At 48.7% G+C, this 22,516-nt stretch carries 20 protein-coding genes; 13 read left to right on the top strand and 7 right to left on the bottom strand.

Translation table 11 applies throughout. From position 1 onward, the window contains the following. The first annotated feature begins 121 nt into the window (after positions 1–121). Entirely contained in the window at positions 122–541 is a 420-nt protein-coding gene (locus tag B9A13_RS11515; protein WP_242942849.1) for a VOC family protein, read from the top strand. Positions 542–1,176: 635 nt separating this feature from the next. Here the strand turns inward: B9A13_RS11515 and B9A13_RS11510 are convergent. Further along, complete coding sequence (locus B9A13_RS11510) at positions 1,177–1,737, bottom strand: SLOG family protein (protein ID WP_084235315.1); 561 nt, start codon at positions 1,735–1,737, stop codon at positions 1,177–1,179. A 155-nt stretch (positions 1,738–1,892) separates the two neighbouring features. Here B9A13_RS11510 and B9A13_RS11505 point away from each other — a divergent pair, with 155 nt between their 5' ends. Both B9A13_RS11505 and B9A13_RS11500 read left to right on the top strand, forming a co-directional pair. Beyond that, the gene (locus tag B9A13_RS11505; RefSeq protein ID WP_084235314.1) at positions 1,893–2,132 is read left to right on the top strand and encodes a helix-turn-helix domain-containing protein; all 240 of its coding nucleotides are present in this window, start codon (positions 1,893–1,895) and stop codon (positions 2,130–2,132) included. A 226-nt stretch (positions 2,133–2,358) separates the two neighbouring features. Continuing rightward, a complete protein-coding gene (locus B9A13_RS11500; RefSeq protein WP_084235313.1) occupies positions 2,359–5,574 on the top strand; it encodes an ATP-binding protein in 3,216 nt (1,071 codons plus the stop codon). A 436-nt stretch (positions 5,575–6,010) separates the two neighbouring features. Here the strand turns inward: B9A13_RS11500 and B9A13_RS11495 are convergent, their stop codons facing one another. From B9A13_RS11495 to B9A13_RS11485, 3 genes are all read right to left on the bottom strand, one after another. After that, positions 6,011–9,766, bottom strand: a complete 3,756-nt coding sequence (locus B9A13_RS11495) for an S-layer homology domain-containing protein (RefSeq protein WP_159448127.1) — start codon at positions 9,764–9,766, stop codon at positions 6,011–6,013. 418 nt (positions 9,767–10,184) lie between these two features. After that, positions 10,185–10,586 (bottom strand): pyridoxamine 5'-phosphate oxidase family protein, encoded by a 402-nt coding sequence (locus B9A13_RS11490; RefSeq protein WP_084235311.1) that lies wholly within the window; start codon positions 10,584–10,586, stop codon positions 10,185–10,187. Positions 10,587–10,754: 168 nt separating this feature from the next. Next, positions 10,755–12,479, bottom strand: a complete 1,725-nt coding sequence (locus tag B9A13_RS11485) for a sigma-54 interaction domain-containing protein (protein WP_084235310.1) — start codon at positions 12,477–12,479, stop codon at positions 10,755–10,757. A gap of 451 nt (positions 12,480–12,930) precedes the next feature. On the opposite strand from B9A13_RS11485, the gene B9A13_RS11480 reads away from it, so the two are divergent. The 5 genes from B9A13_RS11480 to B9A13_RS11460 all read left to right on the top strand — a co-directional run bounded on the left by B9A13_RS11480 (position 12,931) and on the right by B9A13_RS11460 (position 17,746). Then, on the top strand, positions 12,931–14,121 hold the full coding sequence (locus B9A13_RS11480; protein ID WP_084235309.1) for a CaiB/BaiF CoA transferase family protein: 1,191 nt from the start codon (positions 12,931–12,933) through the stop codon (positions 14,119–14,121). A 32-nt stretch (positions 14,122–14,153) separates the two neighbouring features. Further along, the gene (locus tag B9A13_RS11475; RefSeq protein ID WP_084235308.1) at positions 14,154–14,570 is read left to right on the top strand and encodes a Zn-ribbon domain-containing OB-fold protein; all 417 of its coding nucleotides are present in this window, start codon (positions 14,154–14,156) and stop codon (positions 14,568–14,570) included. Continuing rightward, positions 14,567–15,733 carry a thiolase family protein gene (locus tag B9A13_RS11470; RefSeq protein ID WP_084235307.1) on the top strand — a complete coding sequence of 389 codons (1,167 nt, stop codon included), beginning with the start codon at positions 14,567–14,569 and terminating at the stop codon, positions 15,731–15,733. Before B9A13_RS11475 ends, B9A13_RS11470 begins: the two co-directional genes overlap by 4 nt. Positions 15,734–15,784: 51 nt before the next feature. Beyond that, the gene (locus tag B9A13_RS11465; protein ID WP_084235306.1) at positions 15,785–16,195 is read left to right on the top strand and encodes a VOC family protein; all 411 of its coding nucleotides are present in this window, start codon (positions 15,785–15,787) and stop codon (positions 16,193–16,195) included. Positions 16,196–16,321: 126 nt separating this feature from the next. Next, positions 16,322–17,746 (top strand): TIGR00366 family protein, encoded by a 1,425-nt coding sequence (locus B9A13_RS11460; RefSeq protein WP_084235305.1) that lies wholly within the window; start codon positions 16,322–16,324, stop codon positions 17,744–17,746. Between the two features lie 145 nt (positions 17,747–17,891). Here the strand turns inward: B9A13_RS11460 and B9A13_RS11455 are convergent, their stop codons facing one another. Beyond that, positions 17,892–18,431 (bottom strand): SLOG family protein, encoded by a 540-nt coding sequence (locus tag B9A13_RS11455; protein ID WP_159448126.1) that lies wholly within the window; start codon positions 18,429–18,431, stop codon positions 17,892–17,894. Between the two features lie 117 nt (positions 18,432–18,548). Here B9A13_RS11455 and B9A13_RS11450 point away from each other — a divergent pair, with 117 nt between their 5' ends. The 5 genes from B9A13_RS11450 to B9A13_RS11430 all read left to right on the top strand — a co-directional run bounded on the left by B9A13_RS11450 (position 18,549) and on the right by B9A13_RS11430 (position 20,797). Further along, entirely contained in the window at positions 18,549–18,749 is a 201-nt protein-coding gene (locus B9A13_RS11450) for a helix-turn-helix domain-containing protein (protein WP_084235303.1), read from the top strand. Positions 18,750–18,780: 31 nt separating this feature from the next. Beyond that, complete coding sequence (locus B9A13_RS11445) at positions 18,781–19,032, top strand: helix-turn-helix domain-containing protein (protein WP_084235302.1); 252 nt, start codon at positions 18,781–18,783, stop codon at positions 19,030–19,032. 177 nt (positions 19,033–19,209) lie between these two features. Further along, complete coding sequence (locus B9A13_RS11440) at positions 19,210–19,965, top strand: hypothetical protein (RefSeq protein WP_084235301.1); 756 nt, start codon at positions 19,210–19,212, stop codon at positions 19,963–19,965. Positions 19,966–20,017: 52 nt separating this feature from the next. Continuing rightward, positions 20,018–20,302 (top strand): hypothetical protein, encoded by a 285-nt coding sequence (locus tag B9A13_RS14150; protein WP_084235300.1) that lies wholly within the window; start codon positions 20,018–20,020, stop codon positions 20,300–20,302. A 69-nt stretch (positions 20,303–20,371) separates the two neighbouring features. Continuing rightward, positions 20,372–20,797 carry a hypothetical protein gene (locus B9A13_RS11430; RefSeq protein WP_084235299.1) on the top strand — a complete coding sequence of 142 codons (426 nt, stop codon included), beginning with the start codon at positions 20,372–20,374 and terminating at the stop codon, positions 20,795–20,797. 545 nt (positions 20,798–21,342) lie between these two features. Here B9A13_RS11430 and B9A13_RS11420 read toward each other — a convergent pair. Further along, positions 21,343–21,903, bottom strand: coding sequence for a DUF6143 family protein (locus B9A13_RS11420; protein ID WP_084235297.1), 561 nt, complete (start codon positions 21,901–21,903; stop codon positions 21,343–21,345). A 22-nt stretch (positions 21,904–21,925) separates the two neighbouring features. After that, positions 21,926–22,501 (bottom strand): DUF6143 family protein, encoded by a 576-nt coding sequence (locus B9A13_RS11415; RefSeq protein ID WP_084235296.1) that lies wholly within the window; start codon positions 22,499–22,501, stop codon positions 21,926–21,928. Positions 22,502–22,516 lie beyond the last annotated feature (15 nt).

Genomic DNA, 22,516 nt, shown 5'->3' with positions numbered 1-22,516 from the left:
TCCCTTCCTCCGCGATTTTTTAATCGGGAATTGTAAAAGGGCGAAAAATGGATTATCTTATAATCAGCGGCACCCCGTCCCGTGAATTAAGCAGCATAAGCTGCCCGGAGGAGGAAGAACCGTGTTTCAGAGGATGAAAATGCACCATGTGGGTATCATCGTGCCCACGGAGGAAAAGGCGTACGCCTTCATGGCCCAGTACGGCCTGGAGGCGGCCAGTATCGGCGAGACCCCGTACCAGGCGAAGGCGATCTTTACCAAGGCGAACGGGCAGGAGAGCCCCATCGAGTTTCTTATCCCCTCCGGGGGCGTTCTGAAGGAGTTCAACAACGGCAAGGGCGGGATCCATCACGTCTGCTACGAGGTGGAGGACATAGAAACCGCCTGCCACGAGCTGATTTCCCAGGGGTGCGAAATGCTGGAAAAGGCGCCTGTCCGGGCGGGGAATCCCGGTTCCGCCTTCGAGAACACCTGGATCAACTTTGTCCGTCCCAAATTCTCCAGCGGCATTCTGGTGGAGCTCTGGGAAAACAGAAAATAAGCCCGGGAATAAACGGTGCCGCCTCAAAGCGAAAGCCGGAGGCGGCGCCGAAGTCCGGTTAAGCCGTTTCGGCCCGATGCGCCGGCGGCAAAGCGGGCCGGCGGGCTGCGGAGGCACAGCGATGAAGATCTACCTGATCGCAGCTGAAGAATTTAAACGACGTCAAGCGGGAGCTGGCCTTTAAGGCGCGCGCCCAGGGAGGCAACGCTGTTCTGAACTTCAAATACGGCCAGAAAAGCCGGTGGCTCGCCATCGACGACGTGGCCTATTTCGGCTCCGGCACGGCGGCGGTTCTCTCTCCGCTGAAATGCGCGGAGATCCGCGAAAAGATAACGAACCGGTGATTCCTCATACTTCCGCAAACACATTAAAAGGCCCTGACGGCAAAGTCAGGGCCTTTTGTTGTGTAACGAGGAAAACCGCCAGCAAAGCGGGCGGAAGACAAAGGGCTTTTGCCGCCTGAATAATTCCGCCCTCAGGCGATAAGCCTCCCTTGCGAAAGGGAGGTGTCAGGCGAAGCCTGACGGAGGGATTCGGGAGAAAACGGAAAACGATCCAGAAAGGAAGTCCTTTCGCGAATGACAATCCCACCACCGCTGAAGCGGTCCCCCTCCCTTTGACAAGGGAGGCACCCTTTACGGAACGGCCGGATAGGGCAAAGAGGAGGGGATATGCCGCCGTTTCAGGGTGACGGGGTCGAAGATTACGACGTCCAGCCCTTTTTTGACGGCGTAATCCACGGTGTATTTCGTGCCGCCGGGAGCTCCGCCGAAAACGGCGATGAGATAAGAGGAGGCGTCCACCATGTACCGGTTCCTCTCGTGCATGCAGGAGGCGGTGTATTGCTTATGAAGGGTGATCACCTCGTCGGCCTCCGACAGGATTTTGAAGTACCGCTCCCGGCAGGGCACCGTCCAGCGGTCCGCCTGCCCCTCATGGGGGATGACGGCCACCAGGCGGACGGGAAGGGAGGGATCGGCCCACTTCAGATTCAGCGCGATCTCCGCGGCGATCAGATCTGTTCCCTGCGCCATGCCGGAGAGAAAGGTGGTGACCCCGCGCCCGCGCATACCCACCATTTCCTCCAGCAAGCGCATTTTCAGCAGGATACAGTCCGGGTGTTTCTCGTCGTGCCCAAACGGCAGTCCCCCCGGCCTGTGCCCCGAAAAACAGCAGGTATTTTGCTTGTCGTTCATGTTGAAGTCCTCTACTAGCGTCAGTTTAATAAAATTACCCGAATATAGGTAATAATATCATGGATTTATTTCACAAGTCAACCCGAATTCGGGTAATTACAGTCATAACATCCATTATTATGTAAGAAAGATTCGAATACAGGTAGGAGATGCTTATGACATATTCCGAAATCATCATAATGCGTATATCCTCCATATGCAGGCAAAGAGGGATTGCTTATAACAAGCTGGCGTCCATGAGCGGTCTCAATCAGTCTACGATTGACAATATTGTACGCGGAGTAACGAAAGACCCGCGTATACAGACACTGCACCGTATCGCAATCGGTATGAATATGACCCTGGCAGAGTTTTTGGATTTTAAGGAACTCAACGAATTTTCATTTGTTAAATAAAAAATCATATATTATGGTCATATCTCACAGTCAAGTAGAAGAAATTATTGACCATTGACACAAGATACAGAAAAGGCCCTGATATGTAATCAGGGCCTTTTTATTACACCAATTATTGTAAAATAGCGAAAAGAGTACTATTATGTTGGTGTAAAACTATAATTATATTTTAGCAAAATAATATTAACAAAGAATTATTGATTTATACAATATGAGGTGAGTTTTTATGCTTTGGACCCCAAATGAATATATTCTTGAGGTTCTCTCTCAATTGCCATCAGAATTTGATACCATTGAATACAAAGAAATACCATATAACCATAAGAATTGCTATAGAGTTATTGAGACAGTAATAGCAATGCTAAATTCTGATTTTGGAATAGGGCATAATAAATTTATTATATTTGGAATTGTAGATAAAACACTTGAAAAAAGAGGATTAGGAACTATTCCAATGCAAGATGATAATGAATATCAAAATTTATTTGATAAAATAAATCCAAGGCCAGATATCCAAACTGGTACTATTGAGTATGAAGGATTAACATTCGGATACATATTTATTTCAAAAGCAAATAACGATAGAATTTATGAAGTCAAAGATACATTTGCAAAAAATGAACGGGAAGGTGTATTTAGAGGGCAAGCTTTTCTAAGACGTGGAAGCAAAAATTATCTAATGACACATCAAGATAGGATACGCATCATTAAAAGTATAAATCAACCTGAATTTTATTCGTATCCAGTCTATCAATCAGCAATTAATAGGCAATATAATACGGGTCTTTCTTCAACCTTGTTAGCAGCAATATTAGGTGCTTGGGACGAAAATAATAATAATGATATTAAACTAATTGAAGAAATCACTCAAGAAACATATCAGAACTGGATTCAACCAATACGAGATATTAGATCATTAGAAAATACTTCAATACAGTTTAGTAACGGAGTTTGGAAGATTAAAAACCGTTCTGATATTTTAAAGCAAGAAGGAAATAAAATATATGATAGTTATTTTGAGATTATTAAAGAACAAATAATCAAAGTTTTAACAACAATTAATCCTCGGTATAACCTTGAGCAGAATCAGAGATTTATGGCGGAGATCTATAATAAAAAACCTATTTATTCTCATGAAATCACTCATGGATTATCAGAGTTTTTAGCTATATTAGGTAATAAACCCGAATATTTTACTTCATGCACAAGAACAAAGATTAATAATTATGCGTCAATTATTATAAGAGAAATATTAAAAATCAAAGACTGGAAAATATGGGCGACACTTTCTGAAAATTTGAGTTTGCTTGCTGAGGCTGCACCAGAAGTATTTCTTAGATCAATTGAAATGAATTTAAAACATGACAATAACCCAATACAAAAGTTCTTAAATGAAGGTGAAATTGGAGTATTTGAATATAAATATGGTCCAAGTCTTTTCTATGCATTATCATTAATTGCCTGCAATTCTGATTATTTTACAAGTTCATGTCAAAATTTGTTTTCTCTTGCAGCATATAGTGAAAAAGCGTTAAGTACGCTAACAGGGATATTACTTCCGTGGTTTCCTCAAACATCGGCAGTATTATCTAGACGGAAATCTATCATAGGCACGCTACAGAGAGAAAATAATGAATTAGGATGGAAACTAATTATATCGTTGTTACCAGGTAAAGTAAAAGCTGGAAATCCGATCGAACGTCCTCGTTTTTTACCTTATGGTAATATACCTGAAACAATTAGTACAGAAGAGTATTGGGAAATTACAGAATGTTATTTTATGAACGCAATGGAAGCGGCAGAAGGATCGGCAGATCGTATAGCCGAATTAATAGAATTCCTAGATAATGTACCAAAGATACTATTCGAAAAATTGTGTGATTTCTATGATAATTATTTAGATAATGAACCAGATGATCAATTCAAATATATAATTTGGGATAAACTTCTGGATTTCATTGCACATCATAAAAGTTTTCCAGAAGCTAAATGGGCTTTGCCAGAGGAAGCAATTAAGAAAATAGAAGCGATTACTGAAAAATACAAACCCATTGATATTACAATTTATTCAGCTAGATTATTCAAAAAAGAACAACATAGTCTACTAATAAGGAATAAAGGTGATTGGAAAAAATCAGAAAAAGAGTTATCCGAAAATCAATTAACAGTAGTTAAACAATTATTTGAAAATATTAACCTTTTTGGCCTGCTGGAATATGCACATAGAGTAGATAAACCTGAGATAATTGGTCGCTGTTTAGCGAATCTTTCAGAAATAGAGGCATTTAAAGAAGTAATTCTCAAAGGGATTACTTCTGAAGACGAGATACTGCGAACTGTAGCTAATAATTATATAATAAAAAAATTTAGTAATGAAGGTATTGAATGGGTATATAAGACAATGGATTCCCAATGGCCGTCTAATAAAAATGCTACTTTTTTGGCATTAATTCCGCTTGCAAATGAAACATTAGACTATGTTAAGAAGAAGATAGAAGGTAATGAGAGTATTTATTGGAATCTAATAAGTCCTTACATAATAGAAATAGATGGACTTGAATTTAATAATTATGTAGTTTCAAATTTAATCAACGTAAACAAAATTGAAGAAGCCATTGATATCATAAATGGTATGATTGAGAAATCTTTAATTGAACCGGGTATAGCTATTTTTTGTTTAAATGAAGTGAGCGGCGAAGCTTTAAAATGCAATGATATGACTGCATACAACATTTCAAAAATAATTGGCTGGTTACAAAAGCAAACAATTGACCATGAAATTATGTTAAAACTTGAATGGAAGTTTTTACGTATCCTTGATGACAGTTCTGAAATCAATGCAAAGACATTATATCAAGGAGTAGCTGATAATCCCGATTTGTTTATAAACGCTATAGAAATGATCTACAAGCCAAGAAATAAAAAAGAAGAATGTGAAGGCGAAAAAAAATTAAGTGAACATTCAAAAATAATGGCAGAACAATATTACTATCTTTTAAGCGGATGTAAAATTGTACCTGGAAGTAATGAAGAAGGTTTGTTAAATATAGAAAAATTCGAGGAATGGGTTCAAAATGTTAAAGAAAAGAGTAAATTGATAGATCGATTTGAAGTAGCGATGATTACTCTTGGAAAATTACTATACTATTCTCCGGCAGATCCTTCAGGATTTTTTATACACAAAAATATTGCAGTCCTTCTTCAAGCAAGTGATAGCGATAGAATTAGAGAAGGCTATAGAACAGAGGCCATTAATTCAAGAGGTGTTCATTCAATAGATAAAACAGGAAAGGCAGATTTTGAACTATCAGATCGTTATCAAGATAAAGCAAACCTGGCAGACGATGCCGGGTACTCTCGTTTTGCTACTACATTGCGGCAAATATCAAAACATTTTAAAGAAGAAGGATTTAGCAATATTGAAGAATGTGATGATTTGTAACGTTTAAAGGCTTTGGACGTTAAAATCCAGAGCCTTTAATTTAAGCGATATATAAAAATTCTTTACTGTAGGCAGGAATAAGTTACCGAAAGTCGCTCATTCTTTTTAGTACAGATTGAGAATCAAACTTTTATTCCCCTACCCATCCGTAGCATCCCCGCTGCCGGTGATGGAGATGGAGGCGCCGAGATAGGTGGGGCGGGGCATGAAGAGGACGGCGACGAAGTCCTTGGCCCGGGCGAGGATTTCCCTGGCTTCGCGGTAGAACTGGCCGGGATAGTCCCGCAGGTCGGAGGGGACGCCCCAGGCCTCCAGGCCCAGCTTTTCAGCGATATACAGCCCCCGGTCCCGCAGAAAAGAAGGCTTTTTCGGAGAAATAAAGGGACCTGCGAAACACTTCCGGTGTTTCGCAGGTCCTTTTGTGCGGATATCCGTTTTAGATCAGTTCCGACTTTTGCAGCAGCCTTTGGATCATGACGGCCACCTCCGCGCGGGTAACGCTTTCCCGCGGCGCTATCGCGGTGCTGCTTCTGCCGTTCACGATGCCGGTTTTCAGGCAGACTGCGACGCTGTCCTCGGCGTAGGCGGAGACCTCCGCGCTGTCCGCGTAGGCGCCCAGAAGGGCGCCGACATCGCCGGAGGTAAGCTCCGCGTCCAGGCCGGTGATCGTCATTGCCCGAGACAGTATGGCCATCGCCTGTTCGCGGGTGATCGTGTCGTTCGGACCGAAGGCCCCGTCGGGGTATCCTTTGATGATGCCGTAGGAAGCCGCCGTCTGGGCATAGGGGAGGAACCAGTCGTTCTCGCCCACGTCGCTGAAGCTGACGGAGCCGGTGCCCGGCTCAAGGCCCAGGGCCCGCACTACCGCCGCGGCGAATTCCGCGCGGGTCATGGATCGGTCGGGCTCGAAAGTATTGCCGCCCACGCCGTACAGGACCATGCGCGAGCCCATGTTGTTGATTGCGTCCTTCGCCCAGTGGCCTTCCGCGTCGTTAAACTCGATGGGGTGCCAGACCAGAGCGTAGGTGCTGTTGGTCAGGCTGTTGATCCTGGCGTAGTATACTCCGTCGATCACGGTCACCTGCGTCGGCACGTGATGGGTCGTCCCGTTCGGCTCGACCACGACGCCGGTGGTTATTTTATTGGGGTCGACGCCATCGGGGATCCGGATCAGCCGCTCCACATAGGCGTTGAAACTGCTCACCGGAATGGTCCGCCCGTTATACTCGCAGCTTATGGTGAATTCCACCGCCGGGACCATGAGGGTAAAGCCGCCGTCCTCCGCAGCGCTTTCCACCACCGCCGCCGTCTCTGCCGACGGTACGGAGATCTCCACTGTTACGTCGATGTCGGAGAGCGAAATGTCCTCGCCGAACTGCCGGGAGATACTCGCGATATCGATCTGCTCGGCGGGCAGCCTGTAGATGGCCGAATCGGTCTGGACGGCCAGGGTCGCGGACTTGTTTTCCATGTCCTTTACCGTCTGCCCCGTCAGCCTGCCTCTCACCGCATCCGAATCGCCGGTTATGGGAAGCGTAACGGTGTCGCCGGTCTCCGCCGATTCGAGGATGCTCCTCATCTTGTCTTCATCCACGGTCACCGTCGTCGTTATCCTGCCGTCCGAGCCCGTGGAGGTCTCCTGCGTGCCCGCGTCCTGCGACTGCCCGTCCAGCTCTGCCTTCGCGCTGTTGTCCGTATCGCTGAGCCAATAATCGGTCGTCACGCCCAGCGCGTCGCTGGGGGCCGAAGCCTTGACCGTCGCCGTCTCCTTCACCCGCTGGTAGACGTCGTAATCCCTGCCCGGCGACAGGGTGGTAAACACATTGCTGTCCTGCCAGCCGGCGGAGGGGACCGCCGCTCCATGGGCGACGACGGCGTATTCGTAGCCGGCGACCTGGATTACGGTGATGCTCCGGACGGTTTTGGAAGACAGGACGGGCGCGATGCCCGTGACCGTCCCGCAGTCGGCTTTTGCCACCGTTACAGAGGAGCTTACCAGCGGGCCGTCCGTCTCAACGCTGCTGTCTGCCTGGACCGATATCTCCCTGCCGATATCGTCCGCGGTCAGGGTATAGCGCTGCCCCGTCGCGCCGGAAATTTCCGCGCCGCCGCGCAGCCATTGGTAGGAAAGGGTGCCCGTGCTGTTGCAGTTTTCAACCGACGCCGTAAGCTCCTGCCCGTAGGCGGCGGTTCCGCTGATCTTCGCCGTGCCGTGCAGCTTTGCCGTGATCGCCAGCGTCCCGGAGGTAAGGCTGCTGCCGGAGTTCAGCTCGGAACCCGCGATGGTGAGGCTGAAATTGCTCACGCTGCCGAATACGGAGCCGTCATATGCAAGGTTCACCGTGCAATGGGTCGCGTCCGTATAGGAGACGCTTCCGACGCTTAAGCCCGCCGGCTTGTTGTTCAGAGTGAAATTGGAGGCCGAAAGGGTGCCGTCCGCGAAGGTCGTGCCCGTGAGCGTGACCGCGAGGCTGTTGCCGTTGAGGTTCGCCTCCGCGAGCGGGGAAGTGCCGGCGGCTGCCGACAGACCGGGCGTCACATAGGCGAAGGAGGCCGTGGTCACGCCGGACAGGTTGTCGTTGCCGTCCACCGTCACGATATGGGCATAGTAAGTGGTGCCGTTCGTCAGCCCGGTCTTGGTATAGGAGGTTCCGGTCACTTTTGTGCCGCTGCTTTTAACGGTGCTCGCGCTCGCGGTCGCATTCGTATCCACAAGCACATAGTAGCCGGATACGCCCGTGGTGACCGTCGCGTTTGTCGTTGGGGAGAGGAGAGAACTGCTCCCGTCCTGGGATACTTCCTTGAGATAATAATTGTAAATGCTGCCGTTGTCGTCCGAGGCGGTCCAGCGGATGATTTCACCGTCGGTCCCAGACGCGGCGGAGCTTACGCTGCCCGAACTGACGGCGTCCGGCGAGGCGAAATCCTGAGACATATGATCGCTGGCCGATTTTTCCTTCGTGATCTGCGCCAGGTAATAGAGCGTGTTGGTGAGGATTTTCTGCTCGTCGGCGGAGGAATTGCCGCCGCTGTGCCCGGTCTGGATCATTGCGCAGTTGTTCCAGGTCGTCAGGTAAAAATTGTTCGTGCCCGTCTGGTAGGCGTATTCTGTGTGCACAACATTCCAGCCGCTGCTTAAATTGACGGCTTCGAAGTTCATCCAGACGTCGCCCATGGCGAACTGGTCTGTGGAATGGCACGCGGGCACAACGAGATCGCCGGTCAGCTTATAGGGGAAATTCGTCAGAAGGCCGTTTTTCAGCACCAATACGGTACTGCTGCCTGAACTGCTGCCGTAAAACCCGATGCCCGAGCTGCTGAGCATATTCATATAGGATGACGCAAGCCCGTAAAAATTGCTGTGTCCGTAATAGGCCGTGTCGTGCCCGAACAGGCAGCCGCCGCCGTACTGGATGAAAGTGCCCACGACGTTTGCGGCGGAAGCGGACAGATCTCTGCCGTTATTGGAATCCCATGCTCCGAAGTAGATGACGTCGTAATTGTAGCTTCCGTCGGAGTTCTTATAAAGATATGTGGCAGGAGTGCTGTTGAAAGTCGTGATATCGATTTTATCCACCGTCATCGTGTATTTGACGCCGTCCACCGTCGGGCTGCCCACGGTGTCGCTTCCCGAAGTTGAAGTGTTCATCCAGCCCTGAAGACCGTCGGAACCGGCGGCATCGGGGTATACGTTCAGGACCTTTATGTTCACGCTGACGGGTATCGTCTGATACTGGCTGGCGTCCTCGCCGTTATCCTTCTGATAGACCATATAGTGGCCGGTTGTGCTGTAGGTTTTCCAGGAGAGCTCAACATAGTTGCCGCTGTTGCCCGTGGCCGTAAGGGAAGGGGTGCAGTCCACCGTCGCGCTGCCGCCGCTGCTGTCCACCGTGATGTCCTCTTCGGTGTCCGTGCCGCCGGCGTAAATGTCATATGTCCCGGCGGGAACGGAGGCGGTGTATGTACCCTTTGTGGTCGAACTTTCGGTCAGATCAAAGCTCAGGTCGCCCTGCTTAAGCACCACAGCGTAACCCGACCCCGGATTGTTCCCGGAATCTTTAAAAACGACCGTCGCGGTATAGTCGCTGCCGATTACTTCCGCTCCCGCGGGTATGCTCATGGCCGGCAGCAGGACGATCAGCATCGCCGCCGTCAGAAGGATAGAAATCGCCTTTTTCAATCTTTCTTTCATCTCTCTCAATTCCTTCTCGATCATTCCAGATCAGAATTTTGGGTTGGCCTCCAAAATGCCCGGTGTAAGATCCGTATAGACGATGTCATTCGGTTTCAGGAAGATTGCCGTCATATTGCGCAGGAGCCTCTGCCGCGCCGGATTACCCCGGAAAAAGCTGCGTAAAAAGGGGGACGCGAAATAAAATCCGATTGCGCAGGATTAAGAAGTTGAGAGAGGGGTGCTATCCGGAAGTGTTCGGTTCAGGATTCCAATTCATGCGACATATCACACCCTTTTTCGACTTATTCTTATCTCTAATACTATTACGGATTAGCATTTAATGTCAATTGCTTATTGGCATTTTTTCCTATAAAAAACAGCCCGCGGAATAGTCCGCAGGCTGCCGCGATGAACCGGATCCGATGGGTATTCTGCTTCAAAACTGCCAGGGAACGGCTTTGCCGTCCGCGTGATAATGCAGCATGCAGGAGGCGTGGGGCAGGAAAAAGACCTTCATGTCTTCCGTGCCGGAACCCGCGAATACCTCTTTGGCGAATTGGCTGTTTGAAAGGATCTTTGCCTTGTCCGCGTCGCTGTCGCTGAAGGAAACGGAACCGGTGATCTTCGTGTAATTATAGTTCCGGTCCGTTGCGCAGAAGGCGATGTTGGGGTTTTCGCGCAGCTGCCTGTACACGTCTTCTCCGTCCGAAGTATAGAAGAATAATCCCCTGTCGCTGTGGAACACCAATTCAAAGGGCCTTATGTCCGCCTTTTCCCCGTCGCAGGTGGCGAGGCTGCCCAGCTTGTTCCTCTCGATAAAAGCTATAATCTCATTCATATCAAAGCGCTTCCTTTGCCGATTTGTGATCGATGATTCAACCTCAGTATTTTCGTTTGCGGCGGCGATTATGCAAAGGCGCAGCGCGGCTCAAAAGAGGCTGCGGGTTAAAAAACGGTACAATCCGGTATTGCCGCCCCTATGGAGACCTCTAAAAGCTTATATTCTTTAAAGCTTGTATTTTTTCTTTTTCCGGACCAGGGTGGAGCGGTCTATGCCGAGATAAACCGCCGCGTCCTCCAGAGTTTTTTGAGAATTCAGGCAGTCCTTGATATAGGACGCCTCGAACATCTCCGTCTGATATTTCAGCGCCTGGCATTCCTCAATATTTGTCGTCTTGATATTCAGATACGGGTGCAGGCTGTAAATGGTGGCTTTTGTGCTCTTTTCGAAGGCGCGAAGCTCGATGGAGTCCTGCTTGCACATGATTACGACCCGTTCGATAACGTTTTTCAATTCCCGGATGTTTCCGGGCCAGCTGTAATTTAATAAAAAGCCTATGGATTCCGGAGAATAATAACAGGTCCTGTTATATTTCCTGTTGAATTCGTCCAGGAATTTCTGGGCGATGGGCAGGATATCGTCCCTGCGTTCCCGTAAAGGCGGGATCTCAATGGTGATCACGTTCAGGCGGTAATAGAGATCCAGCCGGAACTTTCCCTGATCGATCAGCTTTTCCAGGTCCGTATTGGTTGTGGCGATAATCCGCGCGTTGAAATTGACAACCTGTGTTCCGCCGACCCTGAAAAACCCTTTGTCCTGGATACAATTGAGCAGCTTGATCTGAAGATGAAGAGGCATATCTCCGATTTCATCCAGAACGGCGGTTCCGTTATTGGCCAGCTCGAACAAACCGGCCTTGCCTTCTTTTTTTGCACCCGTAAAAGCGCCTTTTTCATAGCCGAAGAGCTCTGATTCAATCAGATTTTCGGGTATCGCGCCGCAGTTGATGCTGATGATTTTCCCTTCTCTGCTGGATTTTGAAATATCATGGATGAACTTTGCCAGAAAATCCTTCCCGACGCCGGTCTCCCCCCGGAGTAAAATCGGGCAGTCCACCTCCGAGACCCGCAGGACCTCGTTATAAATATCCTTCATAGCCTTGCTGTGGGTTACGAACGAATATTTGTTGGAGATTTTTGATTCGACCTCCAGCAATTTATTCCGGTATGTCATCGTCAGGTATTTTTGCTTTTCCAGCTGCTTCTGCAACAGGATAAGCTCTGTCAGGTCCCGTACGATCCCAAACGCCATCGCCAGCTTTCCGTCGACAAATATGGGGAAACCGGAAGCCAGGCATGTTTTCCCGGAGGGATAGGTAATGCAGGCGGAATCCGGCTGCTGTGTCTCCAGAACGGGCAGCACGCAGGAATTGTTGACGATCCCCTTTCTCAGCGCATCATAAATCGTCTTATTCTTCAGATAGTCGCTGTCCAGACCGGACAAAGCGGTAAAGGCTTCGTTCCAGTATATCGGCCATCCGCTCGCATCGCAGATATAGACGCCGTCCGACAGCCTGTCCAGCATTTGAGTAAAACCCTGAAACTGCTTGTTTAGAAAATTGTACTGTTCTACGATGTTTTCACCGTATGTATTGTCCTGCAATACGATGAGATATTCCAGCTGAGATTTGATCAGGATCTTAATGAAATTGACAATCAGTATCTGACCGTTTTCCCGGCAGATCCGGTGTCCGACATTTGTTTTTTTTATAACGGCGGGCCAGTCTATTTCCGGGAACAATTCGAATATTTTTTTCCCGAATAGCTCGGCTCGTTCCACCTGCAGCAGATGTGAGAATTGCGAGTCGGCGAATTTAATGAAAAATGCATCGTCAATAAACGCAGTGCCGAGAGCAATACCCATATCATTCGCGGATTGAATCTCAGACATAAGCGCAACCCCTTACTGGTTTAATATGAAGGACCATAACAGGCGCAATTATGCGCCTGTTATTCATTTATAGGCTCAATTGTGCATAAGCCTACTGGTTCCCGGGGAGTGCGGCACTGTTTAATATTTCCAATACAAACTATAGGCGCAGATATGCGCCTGTGTCAATAACAAATAAAATAATCTGAGGTTTCATTTGCTGAAAATCCGTCTGCATATTCGCTTTTCAGGGATTCGATCGGGATTTCAAAGTGCCGGTAAGAAGCGGCCGGAGCCCTTGTCCGCCAAAGCGTTTCAGGATATTCCGCATCGGCGATTTATGCATCGCTGTGTGTTAGCCTAATTTGTTTATTCCGGCGTTCCGATTCCCCCGGACGTTTGGCATACTGCTTGCATTTTTAGTGGTTGCTGTACAGCGGTGCTCTTACATGAATAAAGGAGGAAAAAAGAGATGGCAAATATCTTTGACGGGGTGCTGGTAATCGATTTTTCCAACAATTTGGCCGCGCCGACAGCCGTCAGCATGTTGGCGGATTATGGGGCGGAAGTGATCAAGATTGAGAAGGCCAGCGGGGACGACAACCGGCAGTACGGCCCTTTTATCGAAGGGAAAAGCCTGATTGCGATGTGGCTTAACCGCAACAAAAAATCCATCGTAATGGACACAAGGAAACCGGAAGCAATTGAAATCATCAAAAAGTTTATCGCGCAGGCCGATGTCGTGGTGGAAAGCTTCAAGCCGGGAGCCATCAATAAAATGGGCTTCGGGTATGAAGAGCTGATCAAGATTAAACCGGATCTCATTATGTGCTCCGTATCCGGTTTCGGGCAGGACGGCCCTTACGGGCAGCGGCCGGGCTACGACATGATCGCCGTGGCTATGAGCGGCCTCATGGACAATACGGGATTTCCCGACGGTCCGCCCACGAAAATCGGCAGCGCCGTCGGCGATTTTGTGGGAGGATTGGATGCGTTCGGCGCGATGGCGGCGGCGCTGTACCACAAAGCAAAAACGGGAGAGGGCCAGTATATCGATATCTCTTTGCTGGAAGGCCTGGTCAACATCAACGATTACACCGACCTTGCCTATAACAATTTCCCGGTCCCCCACAGAGGCGGAAATCATCAGGCGGTGGTCGCGCCGTTCGGCCTTTTCAACGGAAGGGACGGCTCCATCATCATATGCGTTGCGAGCGACAAACTGTGGGCGGCTCTCTGCACCATGATGGGAAGGGAAGAAATGATTGACGATTCTTTGTACCGGGGCTCCGGAAAGCGGGCGGAACGGAAAGAACTCATCATCCCGATGATTGAAGATTGGCTCAAATCCTTCGAGTCCGTCGAAGAACCGCTGAAACTCATGACGGAGAAGGAGATTCCCTGCTGCAAGGTGGAAAAGACGCAGGACCTTGTCCGAAACGAGCAGCTGATCGCCAGAAATATGATCGTGGATATGGAAACAAAGGAAATCACGGCGGGAAAAATCAAAACCAGGGCCCCGGTGTTTCATTTTTCGAAAACCCCCGGCAAAGTCAGATTTTCTCCGGCCCTCGGGGAGCATACGGACGAAATCCTCAAAAAATACGCCGGCTGCGGCGACGCGGAGATTGCATCGCTGAAGGAAAAGGGAATCGTAAGGTAAACGGTAAAAAGAAAGGGAAAAGGTGAAAGAGTATGAGAAATCAGGTCCTATTTCACGAAGGCACTCTGGAGGAAGCGGACGGCAGGCTGGTCCAGACGGGCAAAAGATGCCGTGATTGCGGCAAGACCGCGTATCCCGCCATGGAACGCTGTCCATTCTGCGCCTCTGAAAACACGGAAAAGGCGGCTCTCAGCAAGGTGGGAACGGTATTTTCCTACAGCGTGACCAGGGTGCCGGTGGGATCGTTCAAACCGCCCATTATTCTGGCATATGTGGACCTTCCCGAAGGCACGCGGGTATTCGGCCAGATCCATGCCGACGAGAAGCAGGTGAGAGCCGGAATGAAAGTCGAAGTGGAGACGGGCGCGCTTTGGACCGAAAAAGACGGCACGGAAGTAGCCGGATACTATTATGTTCCATATACCGCAGGAAAAGGAGTCGAAAAATGATGAGAGAAGTGTACGTATTGGGAATCGGCCAGACGATATTCGGAAAGCATGCAAAAATGACCTGCGACGATCTCGGCGCTTACGCCGTAAATATGGCCCTGAAAGACGCGGAGATCAACCCCAAGGATATCGAGACCGCTTATTGCGGGAGCCTCTATTCGCCGCTGAATCCCGCACAGTCCGTTATGCTGAGAGTCGGCATCTGCAAAATTCCCATGTATCATGTGGAAAACGCCTGCTCCAGCGGATCGAGCGCGGTGCATCTGCTCTTCGAGCGTATCGCTCTGGGCGCCTGCGAAGTGGGCATAGCGTTCGGCGTGGAATCCCTTTCCGCTTTCAATAAAAAATACGGCAAGGGCCTGCTGGCGGTGGAGGGAGACATGAACGGGAAGATGGGGCTCACGATGCCGGCCTTTTTCTCCATGCTCTATCAGCGCCTGATGAGCCAGCGCGGGGCGACCCTGGAGGACCTTTGCTATCCCACGATCAAGAACCATAAGAACAGCGTGAACAATCCTCTTTCTCAATATCATAAAGAGCTGACCTTTGAAGAGGTTATGGCTTCTCCCACGGTTGTCGATCCCATTACCGTGCTCCAGTGCTGCCCCCAGAGCGACGGCGGCGCGGCGATCGTCCTGTGCTCGGCGGAGTACTACAAAAATCACAATAAGAAAACCCACCGTCCGCCGGTGAGAATCGCCGGCTCGGTGATTTCCTGCAGCAGCCCGGAAGAAGCCGGTTCCGAGCCCATTGAGCTGCCGTGCCTGATAGATGGCGCTAAGAAGGCGTGCGAGATGGCGGGAATCGGGCCGGAAGACATTCGAGTTGTGGAGCTTCACGACGCCTTTTCCGGGGAAGAACTGGCCGCATATGAAATGCTGGGGTTGTGCAAAAAGGGGGAAGGCGTTGCGTTTGCCCGTTCCGGCGCCGCGGATATCGGCGGCCGGTGCCCAGTGAATCCGAGCGGAGGGCTTCTTTCCATGGGGCATCCGCTGGGAGCGTCCGGCGTCCGGGTCGTGAACGATGTGACGAGGCAGCTGTGGGGCGAAGCCGGAGCCACCCAAGTGCAAAACGCCAAGACGGGCATGGCCGAGATGCTGGGCGGGGTTCTGACCGGACTGGAAAACCCCTTGGTCGCCGGGATCCAGATTTTGTCGAGATAACCCGCCCCAATAATCCCTCCCTAAAAAATGAGTTGAGGAGGTTTAAGCAAATTGATTAAGAAACTGGAGCATGTGGGCGTGCTGGTAAAGGACTTTGAAAGCAGCGTTATGCGGTTTGAAAAAACGCTGGGATTAAAGTTGGCGGACATCGAATCGGTCGATGTTCAGGGGGTGACGAATAAAGTCGCGTTTTTCCCCATTGGCGATACGGAAATAGAGCTGATCTACACGACGGCCACCACAGGACTGGTTGCGGATTATATACGGGAAAGGGGAGAGGGGATTCACCATCTGGCGTTTGAAGTAACGGACATAGACAAGTATTACGAAGAGCTCAAAGAGCGCGGCGTCAAATTTCTATGGGACGGCGTTGTCCCGGGGTCCCGCGGCACCAGAGTCTTCTTTTTCGCACCCGAAGAGTTTAACGGAGTTTACGTTGAGATACTGGAAAAGTATGATTAGCCGTCTCTCATCTTTTCTACCGGCATTGAGTTGACGAAAGCCGGCGGCAAATATGGTCCGCTTGTAACGGGAAAACCCAGCCGATATCGTTCCCCGAGGATGTTATCAAGTATGAGGAGGGTTAGAATGAGTAATCAAATTGATACGAAACCGGATCTGAAAAAAAGCAAAATGGACAGCTATATCGAGTGGTTTTTCAAGTGGTTCCCGGAGTCCTTTTTCATCACACTGGCCCTTACGATTATCGTCGCACTGGCTGCAATGATTTTTACAAAGACCCCGCTATTGACCTTTGACGGCTCGGCAAGCGTTGTGTCGGCCTGGAACGGCGGGTTCTGGTCTCTGCTGGCCTTTATTATGCAGATGACGATTTTGCTGGTTACCGGAGGCGTTGTCGCCTCTTCGCCGCCGATCAAGAAACTGCTGATCCGACTGGCGTCGTTGCCCAACAACCGGGTCACCTGTTTTATAATGGTGGCCGCGATTGCCGGCTTCTGCGGCTATATCCATTGGGGGGTCGGCATGATGCTGGGAATCGTTTTCGGCCGGGAAATCGCCGCCGCGGCTAAGAAAAAAGGCATCAAAATTCACGCCCCCGTCCTTTGGACGGTCGCGTTCTGCACGATGCCGTGGGGTTCTGCCGGTATTTCCGGCGCCGCTTCCATCTATTCGGCGACGCCGGGATATCTGAAAGGCCTGGTTGCCGAAGAAATCAAACCTTTGGTACCCGACGCTCTGCCGCTTACGGATACCGTGGCCGCGCCTCCTTTTATACTATTGCTGATCATCGGAGCCGTGATTTATGTCCTTGTTCCCATTTTGATGCATCCCAAGACGGACGATCGCATTCGCGAAATCGACGACGACTTTTTATACGGCGTGGAAGCCAGCGCGATAACGCCGGTCATTCCAAGAAACCTGCCCTCGGAAAGGATGAACGCGTCCCGGATCGTGATGCTTGCAGTCGGAGGAGTCGGATTGTTTTTTGCCATTGCGAAAATAGCGGAAGCAGGACTGGCGGGCCTTTCCCTCAATCTTTTCAATTTTCTTTTTCTCATGCTCGGCATGGTTCTGTGCTTTAATCAGGGCCCCGAATACTATTGCAAGCTGTTCCGCGATCATTTAATGGGAACCTGGGGATTCATACTCCAATTCTCGTTTTATGCCGGCATATTCGGCATAATAGTGGGTACCGGGCTGGGAACCTTGATTACGAACGGATTTACCTCGATTTCCACTCCCAGCACATGGCCGGTCATTACATATATTTACTCGGCGATTCTGAATATCTTCGTTCCTTCGGGCGGCTCGAAGTTTGTCATTGAGGCCCCCTATATCATCCCCACTTCGCTGAACCTGGGAACCAGCCTGAACGCGACGATTCAGGCATATCAGATGGGCGATTCCACAACGAACCTGATCATCCCATTCTTCGCGCTGCCTTACCTGGCGAACTTTAAAGTCAAGTTCAATGATATCATTCCCTACTCGCTGCCCGCGGTGGTGATTGTGTTTGTCGTAAACATACTGTATTTTGCAATCGTCTGGTGACCGCCTGATACCAACGGAAAAGGAATGACTCCGCTTTTCAGAGCCTCCTCAGTCTGGCTGCCTCTCATAGCGAAAAGCGCATCTTGCAGAAGATGCGCTTTTCGCTGCCGCTGTGTAGTTCTAAGGGAATGAGGCCCCGCGAAGCCTAAGACTTTGCAGGGCATATATGGTTTCTTTTCAAAGTGACGGGGTCGATGATCACGACGTCCAGCCCCTTTTTGACGGCGTAATCCACGGTGTATTTCGTGCCCCCGGGGGCTCCGCCGTACACCGCGATGAGAAAAGAGGAGGCGTCCACCATATACCGGTTCCGCTCGTGCATGCAGGAGGCGGTGTATTGCTTGCGAAGGGTGATCACCTCGTCGGCCTCCGACAGGATTTTGAAATACCGTTCCCGGCTGGGCACTGTCCAACGGTCCGCCTGCCCCTCGTGGGGGATGATGGCCACCAGGCGGACGGGCTCGTCGGGATTCGCCCATTTCAGATTCAGCGCGATCTCCGCGGCGATCAGGTCCACCCCCTGCGCCATGCCGGTGAGAAACGTGGTGACCCCGCGCCCGCGCATACCCACCATTTCCTCCAGCAAGCGCATTTTCAGCAGGATACAGTCCGTGTGTTTCTCGTCGTACCCGAAGGGCAGCCCTCCCGGCCTGTGCCCCGAAAAACAGCAGGTATTTTGCTTCATTTCTATAACTACTCCTTCTATTTCAGGCATAAATGATTACCTCTTTTGTAATTATACTCAATATATTGAGCATAGTCAACAGTTTGACTATGCTAGTGTATTGAAGAGGTGGTTTTTATGATAAGCTATAAGCCTTTTTATCAAACCCTCTTTAAAAAAGGAATTACAGAATATCAGCTTATTTTTAAGTATGGCTTTTCATCTAACATCTTACACAGAATGAAGCACGGCAAAGCAATCACGATGAAAACCCTCGATACACTGTGTTTTATACTTGATTGCGAAGTGGATGAAGTGATTGAGCATATAAAAGAGTAAGATTAGCCAGCCGAATAGTGAGGCGCTTAAAATGAAACCGAGAAAAGATTTGCCGGGTAATAAGAATATAATCGGTTCCAAAGTCGTGACAATCAGAAAAGCGAAGCACATCAAACAAAAGGATTTCCTTGCAAAACTTCAGACCATGGGAATGGATATCAGCGCGACGAGCCTTTCCAGACTGGAAGGGCAGTACCGCCTCGTACAGGATTATGAGATCGTTATTCTTGCAAAGGCGCTGGATATTACTGTGGAAGAGTTATTGAAGCAGGATAATGGTTAATAGTAAAGGCCCTGATTAATAATCAGGGCCGTTAATTATGCACCAATTATTGTAAGTTAGAGAAAAATGTATTATTCTGTAAGAGTAAGTTCTTTTTAATATTATTTTCACTATAAGGGTAGGTACATTGGATTAATATTCTCATAAAATTTATAAATTTAATAGGAGAGAACAGTAATGGCAGAGCTTTATTTCGACTATTGTGTAGCTTTTATTGACATATTAGGTTTTAAATCAATGACTAGCGATTTTGAAAAAATTAAGGAAATGCAAACTACCTTAAATGAAGCAATAGATCTTATGAAAAATTACAATCCTATTCACAACTCCTTAAAATCAATGGAGGAAAATAGTCATATTATAAGTATGCAGGGTGCGGATAGTATGTTTTTTATGTTTCCTCATAATTTCACAAATGTATATCTTGTTATTCGTAGATTATGTATTATGCAATTTAAATTAGCTACAAAAGGCGTTTATCTAAGAGGTGCCATTACTTCCGGCGCGATGTACATAGACGAAGATAACAGTGTATTCTTCGGTGAAGCATGGAACAAGGCTGTATTATCAGAAAAAAACGCAGTATCTCCCAGAATTATTCTTGAAAATTCTTTGGTAATAGAATTGAAAGATCGGTTCAAAGCTATGAATGAAGGAATAATGGAATTTGCATTAGATGATGATGGAGTTTATAGTCTATCATCTTATGGAATCTATCCGGTGCTTGAAAGTGGAATTGATCAATCTAAGATACTATATACATCTATATTTAATTACTTGGAAAAAAACATTGAGCAAAATAAACACAATCAGAGTATATTACAAAAATATTTATGGATTTTAAAGCAGATTAAACATGATCATAACAAAAATATGGAGGGTAGAACCGAAGAAATAATAACGCAGATTTTAAACTTATTATTAAATATATAAAGCATTTTACGATTTAGAAAACTTCCCATTATCTTTATGAGGAGTATCGTGTATGAGCACGAACACAAGAATAATATTGAGTATAGTCTGTTTCTTTTTTTCTTTTGTTCTGGCTGGAGTTGGCCTTCTTATGCGCAAATATGACTTTTCCTGCATGTTTCATCATCCGTGGAAAAAGGTGGATGGGTTGTATATAAGAAGTGGCTTAAGGCTAAAAAAGGTTGCAGACGATACCCCTGAAAACAGAACAAAATATTCAAAACGGTTGGGCAATTATTTTATTCTGTTCAGTGCTTTTTGGCTGTTCATCGTTATAGTAGGCATCTGGAATGTATAAAGCTTGCTGCTACCCAGCCTACATTGTGAATGGACAATTTGTCATGAATGACCGAAGTGGGGCAAAGACATGAAAAAAATTCCAAAAGCAATAATCATTACATCAATCATTGTATTGATTTTATTTTTAAGCAATCTGGTTTTTATAGTTATTGAAAACAATTTACATACACCGATAGAATTTACATCAGAAAAATGGAATCAAGATATCTGGCAGAGGGAGAGAATGATTGACAGCCTGAATAGCAAATATGATTTTGTAAGTATGAAGTATGATCAAATCATTGAATTGTTGGGGGAAAATGGTGTTTCTGAAGATTCAGGAAAAGACAAAATGATATATTATACAGGAAAAGGTACATTCATCCAACCGTTTCTTATGATTCAATTCGATGAGGATGGAAATGTTACCGAAACTATGGTCAATAGCGTGAATCATGAGAAGAGTTTGTTCAAATGGATTGCAAATAAAATCGTTTTATTTATGACTAAGTAAACTCATGCCTTTGCCACCGCGAGAAAATCAAACCGGGCGGAAGCGGCAAAGCCCCGGGAACATAAAAAGAACAGGCAGGTTAAACCTGCCCGTTCTTTTTATTGTGTAACGCAGAAACCCACCCGCTGAGCCGGCGGGAAAAAAGGCTTTTACCTTGAATAATCTCGCCCTCAGGCGAAAAGCCTCCCTTGTGAAAGGGAGGTGTCGGGCGAAGCCTGACGGAGGGATTGTGGAGAAACCAGGAAACGATTCCGTAAAAAAGTTCTTTCACGCCTCGGAATCCCACCACCGCTGAAGCGGTCCCCCTCCCTTTGACAAGGGAGGCACCCTTATGGGGCAAGAGCAAACCGCCTCAGAATCTCACCACCGCTGAAGCGGTCCCCCTCCCTTTGACAAGGGAGGCACCCTTATAGGGTAAGAGTAAATCGCCTCGGAATCCTACCACCGCTGAGGCACTCCCCCTCCCTTTGACAAGGGAGGCAAGAACACCAACCGGCGGCACCCTGTTTGGCACCGCCGGATTCGCTGCTTTATGCCCGCCTTTTTCAGTTGATCGCTTCTTCCCACCAGGAAAAGCCGAGGGTCGCGCTGGCGGGCTCATCCGGCGTCTCCGGATCGGACAGGAAGAGCAGGAAGGACCCTCCGGGCGGGAAGATGAATTTGCCCACCTCTTCATCGCCCACGGTCACTCCGGGCAGAGCTCTCCTTACAAATACCTTGACCCCGCCCTCCGGTTCGCCGGAAACGTCCGACGCCCGATACAGGTTGATTCTCGGCCTCGGCGGCGGACACAGCGCTGTGTTGCCCGGGTATACCGCGTCCACCAGTGTCCCCTGTCCGGGAGGGCAGGAATTGAAATAGATCCGCACCCGGACCGGCGTCGTACCCGTATTGGCTACCTCCCAGGAATACACGTGCAGATTGACCCTGGAATTACATGGGTTGAATAAACCGGCCCAGGCGTTGGCGCCGTTCCCGAACGTCAGATCTCCCGAGGAGCCTAAAAAATACTTCCCCTGAAGCGACAGGTACAGGGAATAGGGCATGCCGGCAACCTGCGTGATCGGATTGGGTAGGAGTATGGCGTTTTTCCTGCAGCTTTCCATTTTTATATTACCTCCTGTTCATTTACTTGATTGCTTCTTCCCACCATCCGAAAGCAAGGTTTGCGATTCCCGACAGAGTGGACGCCTCGGCGTTGGATAACAGAATGCTGAAGGACCCGCCGGGCGGAAAGATCCATGCGCCGTTTTCCGCGCCGACGATCGTAACCTCGGAAGGGACTTTTGTGACGGAGATCCGATCCCCGCCGGGGGGAGGGCCGCCGATATTGTTCGCCTGAAGGATTTGCACCCTTGGCTCCGGCAGGGGACAGAGGGCGGTGTTGGCCGGCGACATATACTCGGATACCGCCGCGCCCTCCGGCGTACCGGCGTTGAACCAAATTTCCGCAATCAGCGGAGACGCGCCGAAATTGGTGACCGTCCACACATAGACATGAAGATTCACGCCGGAATGAGGGGGATTCACCAGTCCCGCCCATCCGTATTTATTTTTAGCAAATTGCACGTCGGGGGCATACCCTACGAAATATTTTCCCTGAAGCGACAGATACAGGGCATAGGGCATGTCGGCAACCTGCGTGATCGGATTTGGAAAAACGCTCGGAGCGGAGCAGCTTTTAAAGGTTTGCACGTATTTCATCTCCCATTGCCGCAT

It is taken from the genome of Papillibacter cinnamivorans DSM 12816, assembly GCF_900176335.1.
Taxonomy (GTDB): Bacteria; Bacillota; Clostridia; order Oscillospirales; family Oscillospiraceae; genus Papillibacter; species Papillibacter cinnamivorans.
This window is presented reverse-complemented; position numbering and strand designations above follow the sequence as displayed.

What these genes read in the sequence shown, in the direction of transcription:
- B9A13_RS11485 (WP_084235310.1), bottom strand. Translation starts at nt 12,479, where the DNA reads ATGTCTGAGATTCAATCCGCGAATGATATGGGTATTGCTCTCGGCACT.
- B9A13_RS11430 (WP_084235299.1), top strand. Translation starts at nt 20,372, where the DNA reads ATGAAAAAAATTCCAAAAGCAATAATCATTACATCAATCATTGTATTG.
- B9A13_RS11440 (WP_084235301.1), top strand. Translation starts at nt 19,210, where the DNA reads ATGGCAGAGCTTTATTTCGACTATTGTGTAGCTTTTATTGACATATTA.
- B9A13_RS11495 (WP_159448127.1), bottom strand. Translation starts at nt 9,766, where the DNA reads ATGAAAGAAAGATTGAAAAAGGCGATTTCTATCCTTCTGACGGCGGCG.
- B9A13_RS11510 (WP_084235315.1), bottom strand. Translation starts at nt 1,737, where the DNA reads ATGAACGACAAGCAAAATACCTGCTGTTTTTCGGGGCACAGGCCGGGG.
- B9A13_RS11490 (WP_084235311.1), bottom strand. Translation starts at nt 10,586, where the DNA reads ATGAATGAGATTATAGCTTTTATCGAGAGGAACAAGCTGGGCAGCCTC.
- B9A13_RS11460 (WP_084235305.1), top strand. Translation starts at nt 16,322, where the DNA reads ATGAGTAATCAAATTGATACGAAACCGGATCTGAAAAAAAGCAAAATG.
- B9A13_RS11450 (WP_084235303.1), top strand. Translation starts at nt 18,549, where the DNA reads ATGATAAGCTATAAGCCTTTTTATCAAACCCTCTTTAAAAAAGGAATT.
- B9A13_RS11480 (WP_084235309.1), top strand. Translation starts at nt 12,931, where the DNA reads ATGGCAAATATCTTTGACGGGGTGCTGGTAATCGATTTTTCCAACAAT.
- B9A13_RS11415 (WP_084235296.1), bottom strand. Translation starts at nt 22,501, where the DNA reads ATGAAATACGTGCAAACCTTTAAAAGCTGCTCCGCTCCGAGCGTTTTT.
- B9A13_RS11420 (WP_084235297.1), bottom strand. Translation starts at nt 21,903, where the DNA reads ATGGAAAGCTGCAGGAAAAACGCCATACTCCTACCCAATCCGATCACG.
- B9A13_RS11445 (WP_084235302.1), top strand. Translation starts at nt 18,781, where the DNA reads ATGAAACCGAGAAAAGATTTGCCGGGTAATAAGAATATAATCGGTTCC.
- B9A13_RS14150 (WP_084235300.1), top strand. Translation starts at nt 20,018, where the DNA reads ATGAGCACGAACACAAGAATAATATTGAGTATAGTCTGTTTCTTTTTT.
- B9A13_RS11500 (WP_084235313.1), top strand. Translation starts at nt 2,359, where the DNA reads ATGCTTTGGACCCCAAATGAATATATTCTTGAGGTTCTCTCTCAATTG.
- B9A13_RS11470 (WP_084235307.1), top strand. Translation starts at nt 14,567, where the DNA reads ATGATGAGAGAAGTGTACGTATTGGGAATCGGCCAGACGATATTCGGA.
- B9A13_RS11505 (WP_084235314.1), top strand. Translation starts at nt 1,893, where the DNA reads ATGACATATTCCGAAATCATCATAATGCGTATATCCTCCATATGCAGG.
- B9A13_RS11475 (WP_084235308.1), top strand. Translation starts at nt 14,154, where the DNA reads ATGAGAAATCAGGTCCTATTTCACGAAGGCACTCTGGAGGAAGCGGAC.
- B9A13_RS11455 (WP_159448126.1), bottom strand. Translation starts at nt 18,431, where the DNA reads ATGAAGCAAAATACCTGCTGTTTTTCGGGGCACAGGCCGGGAGGGCTG.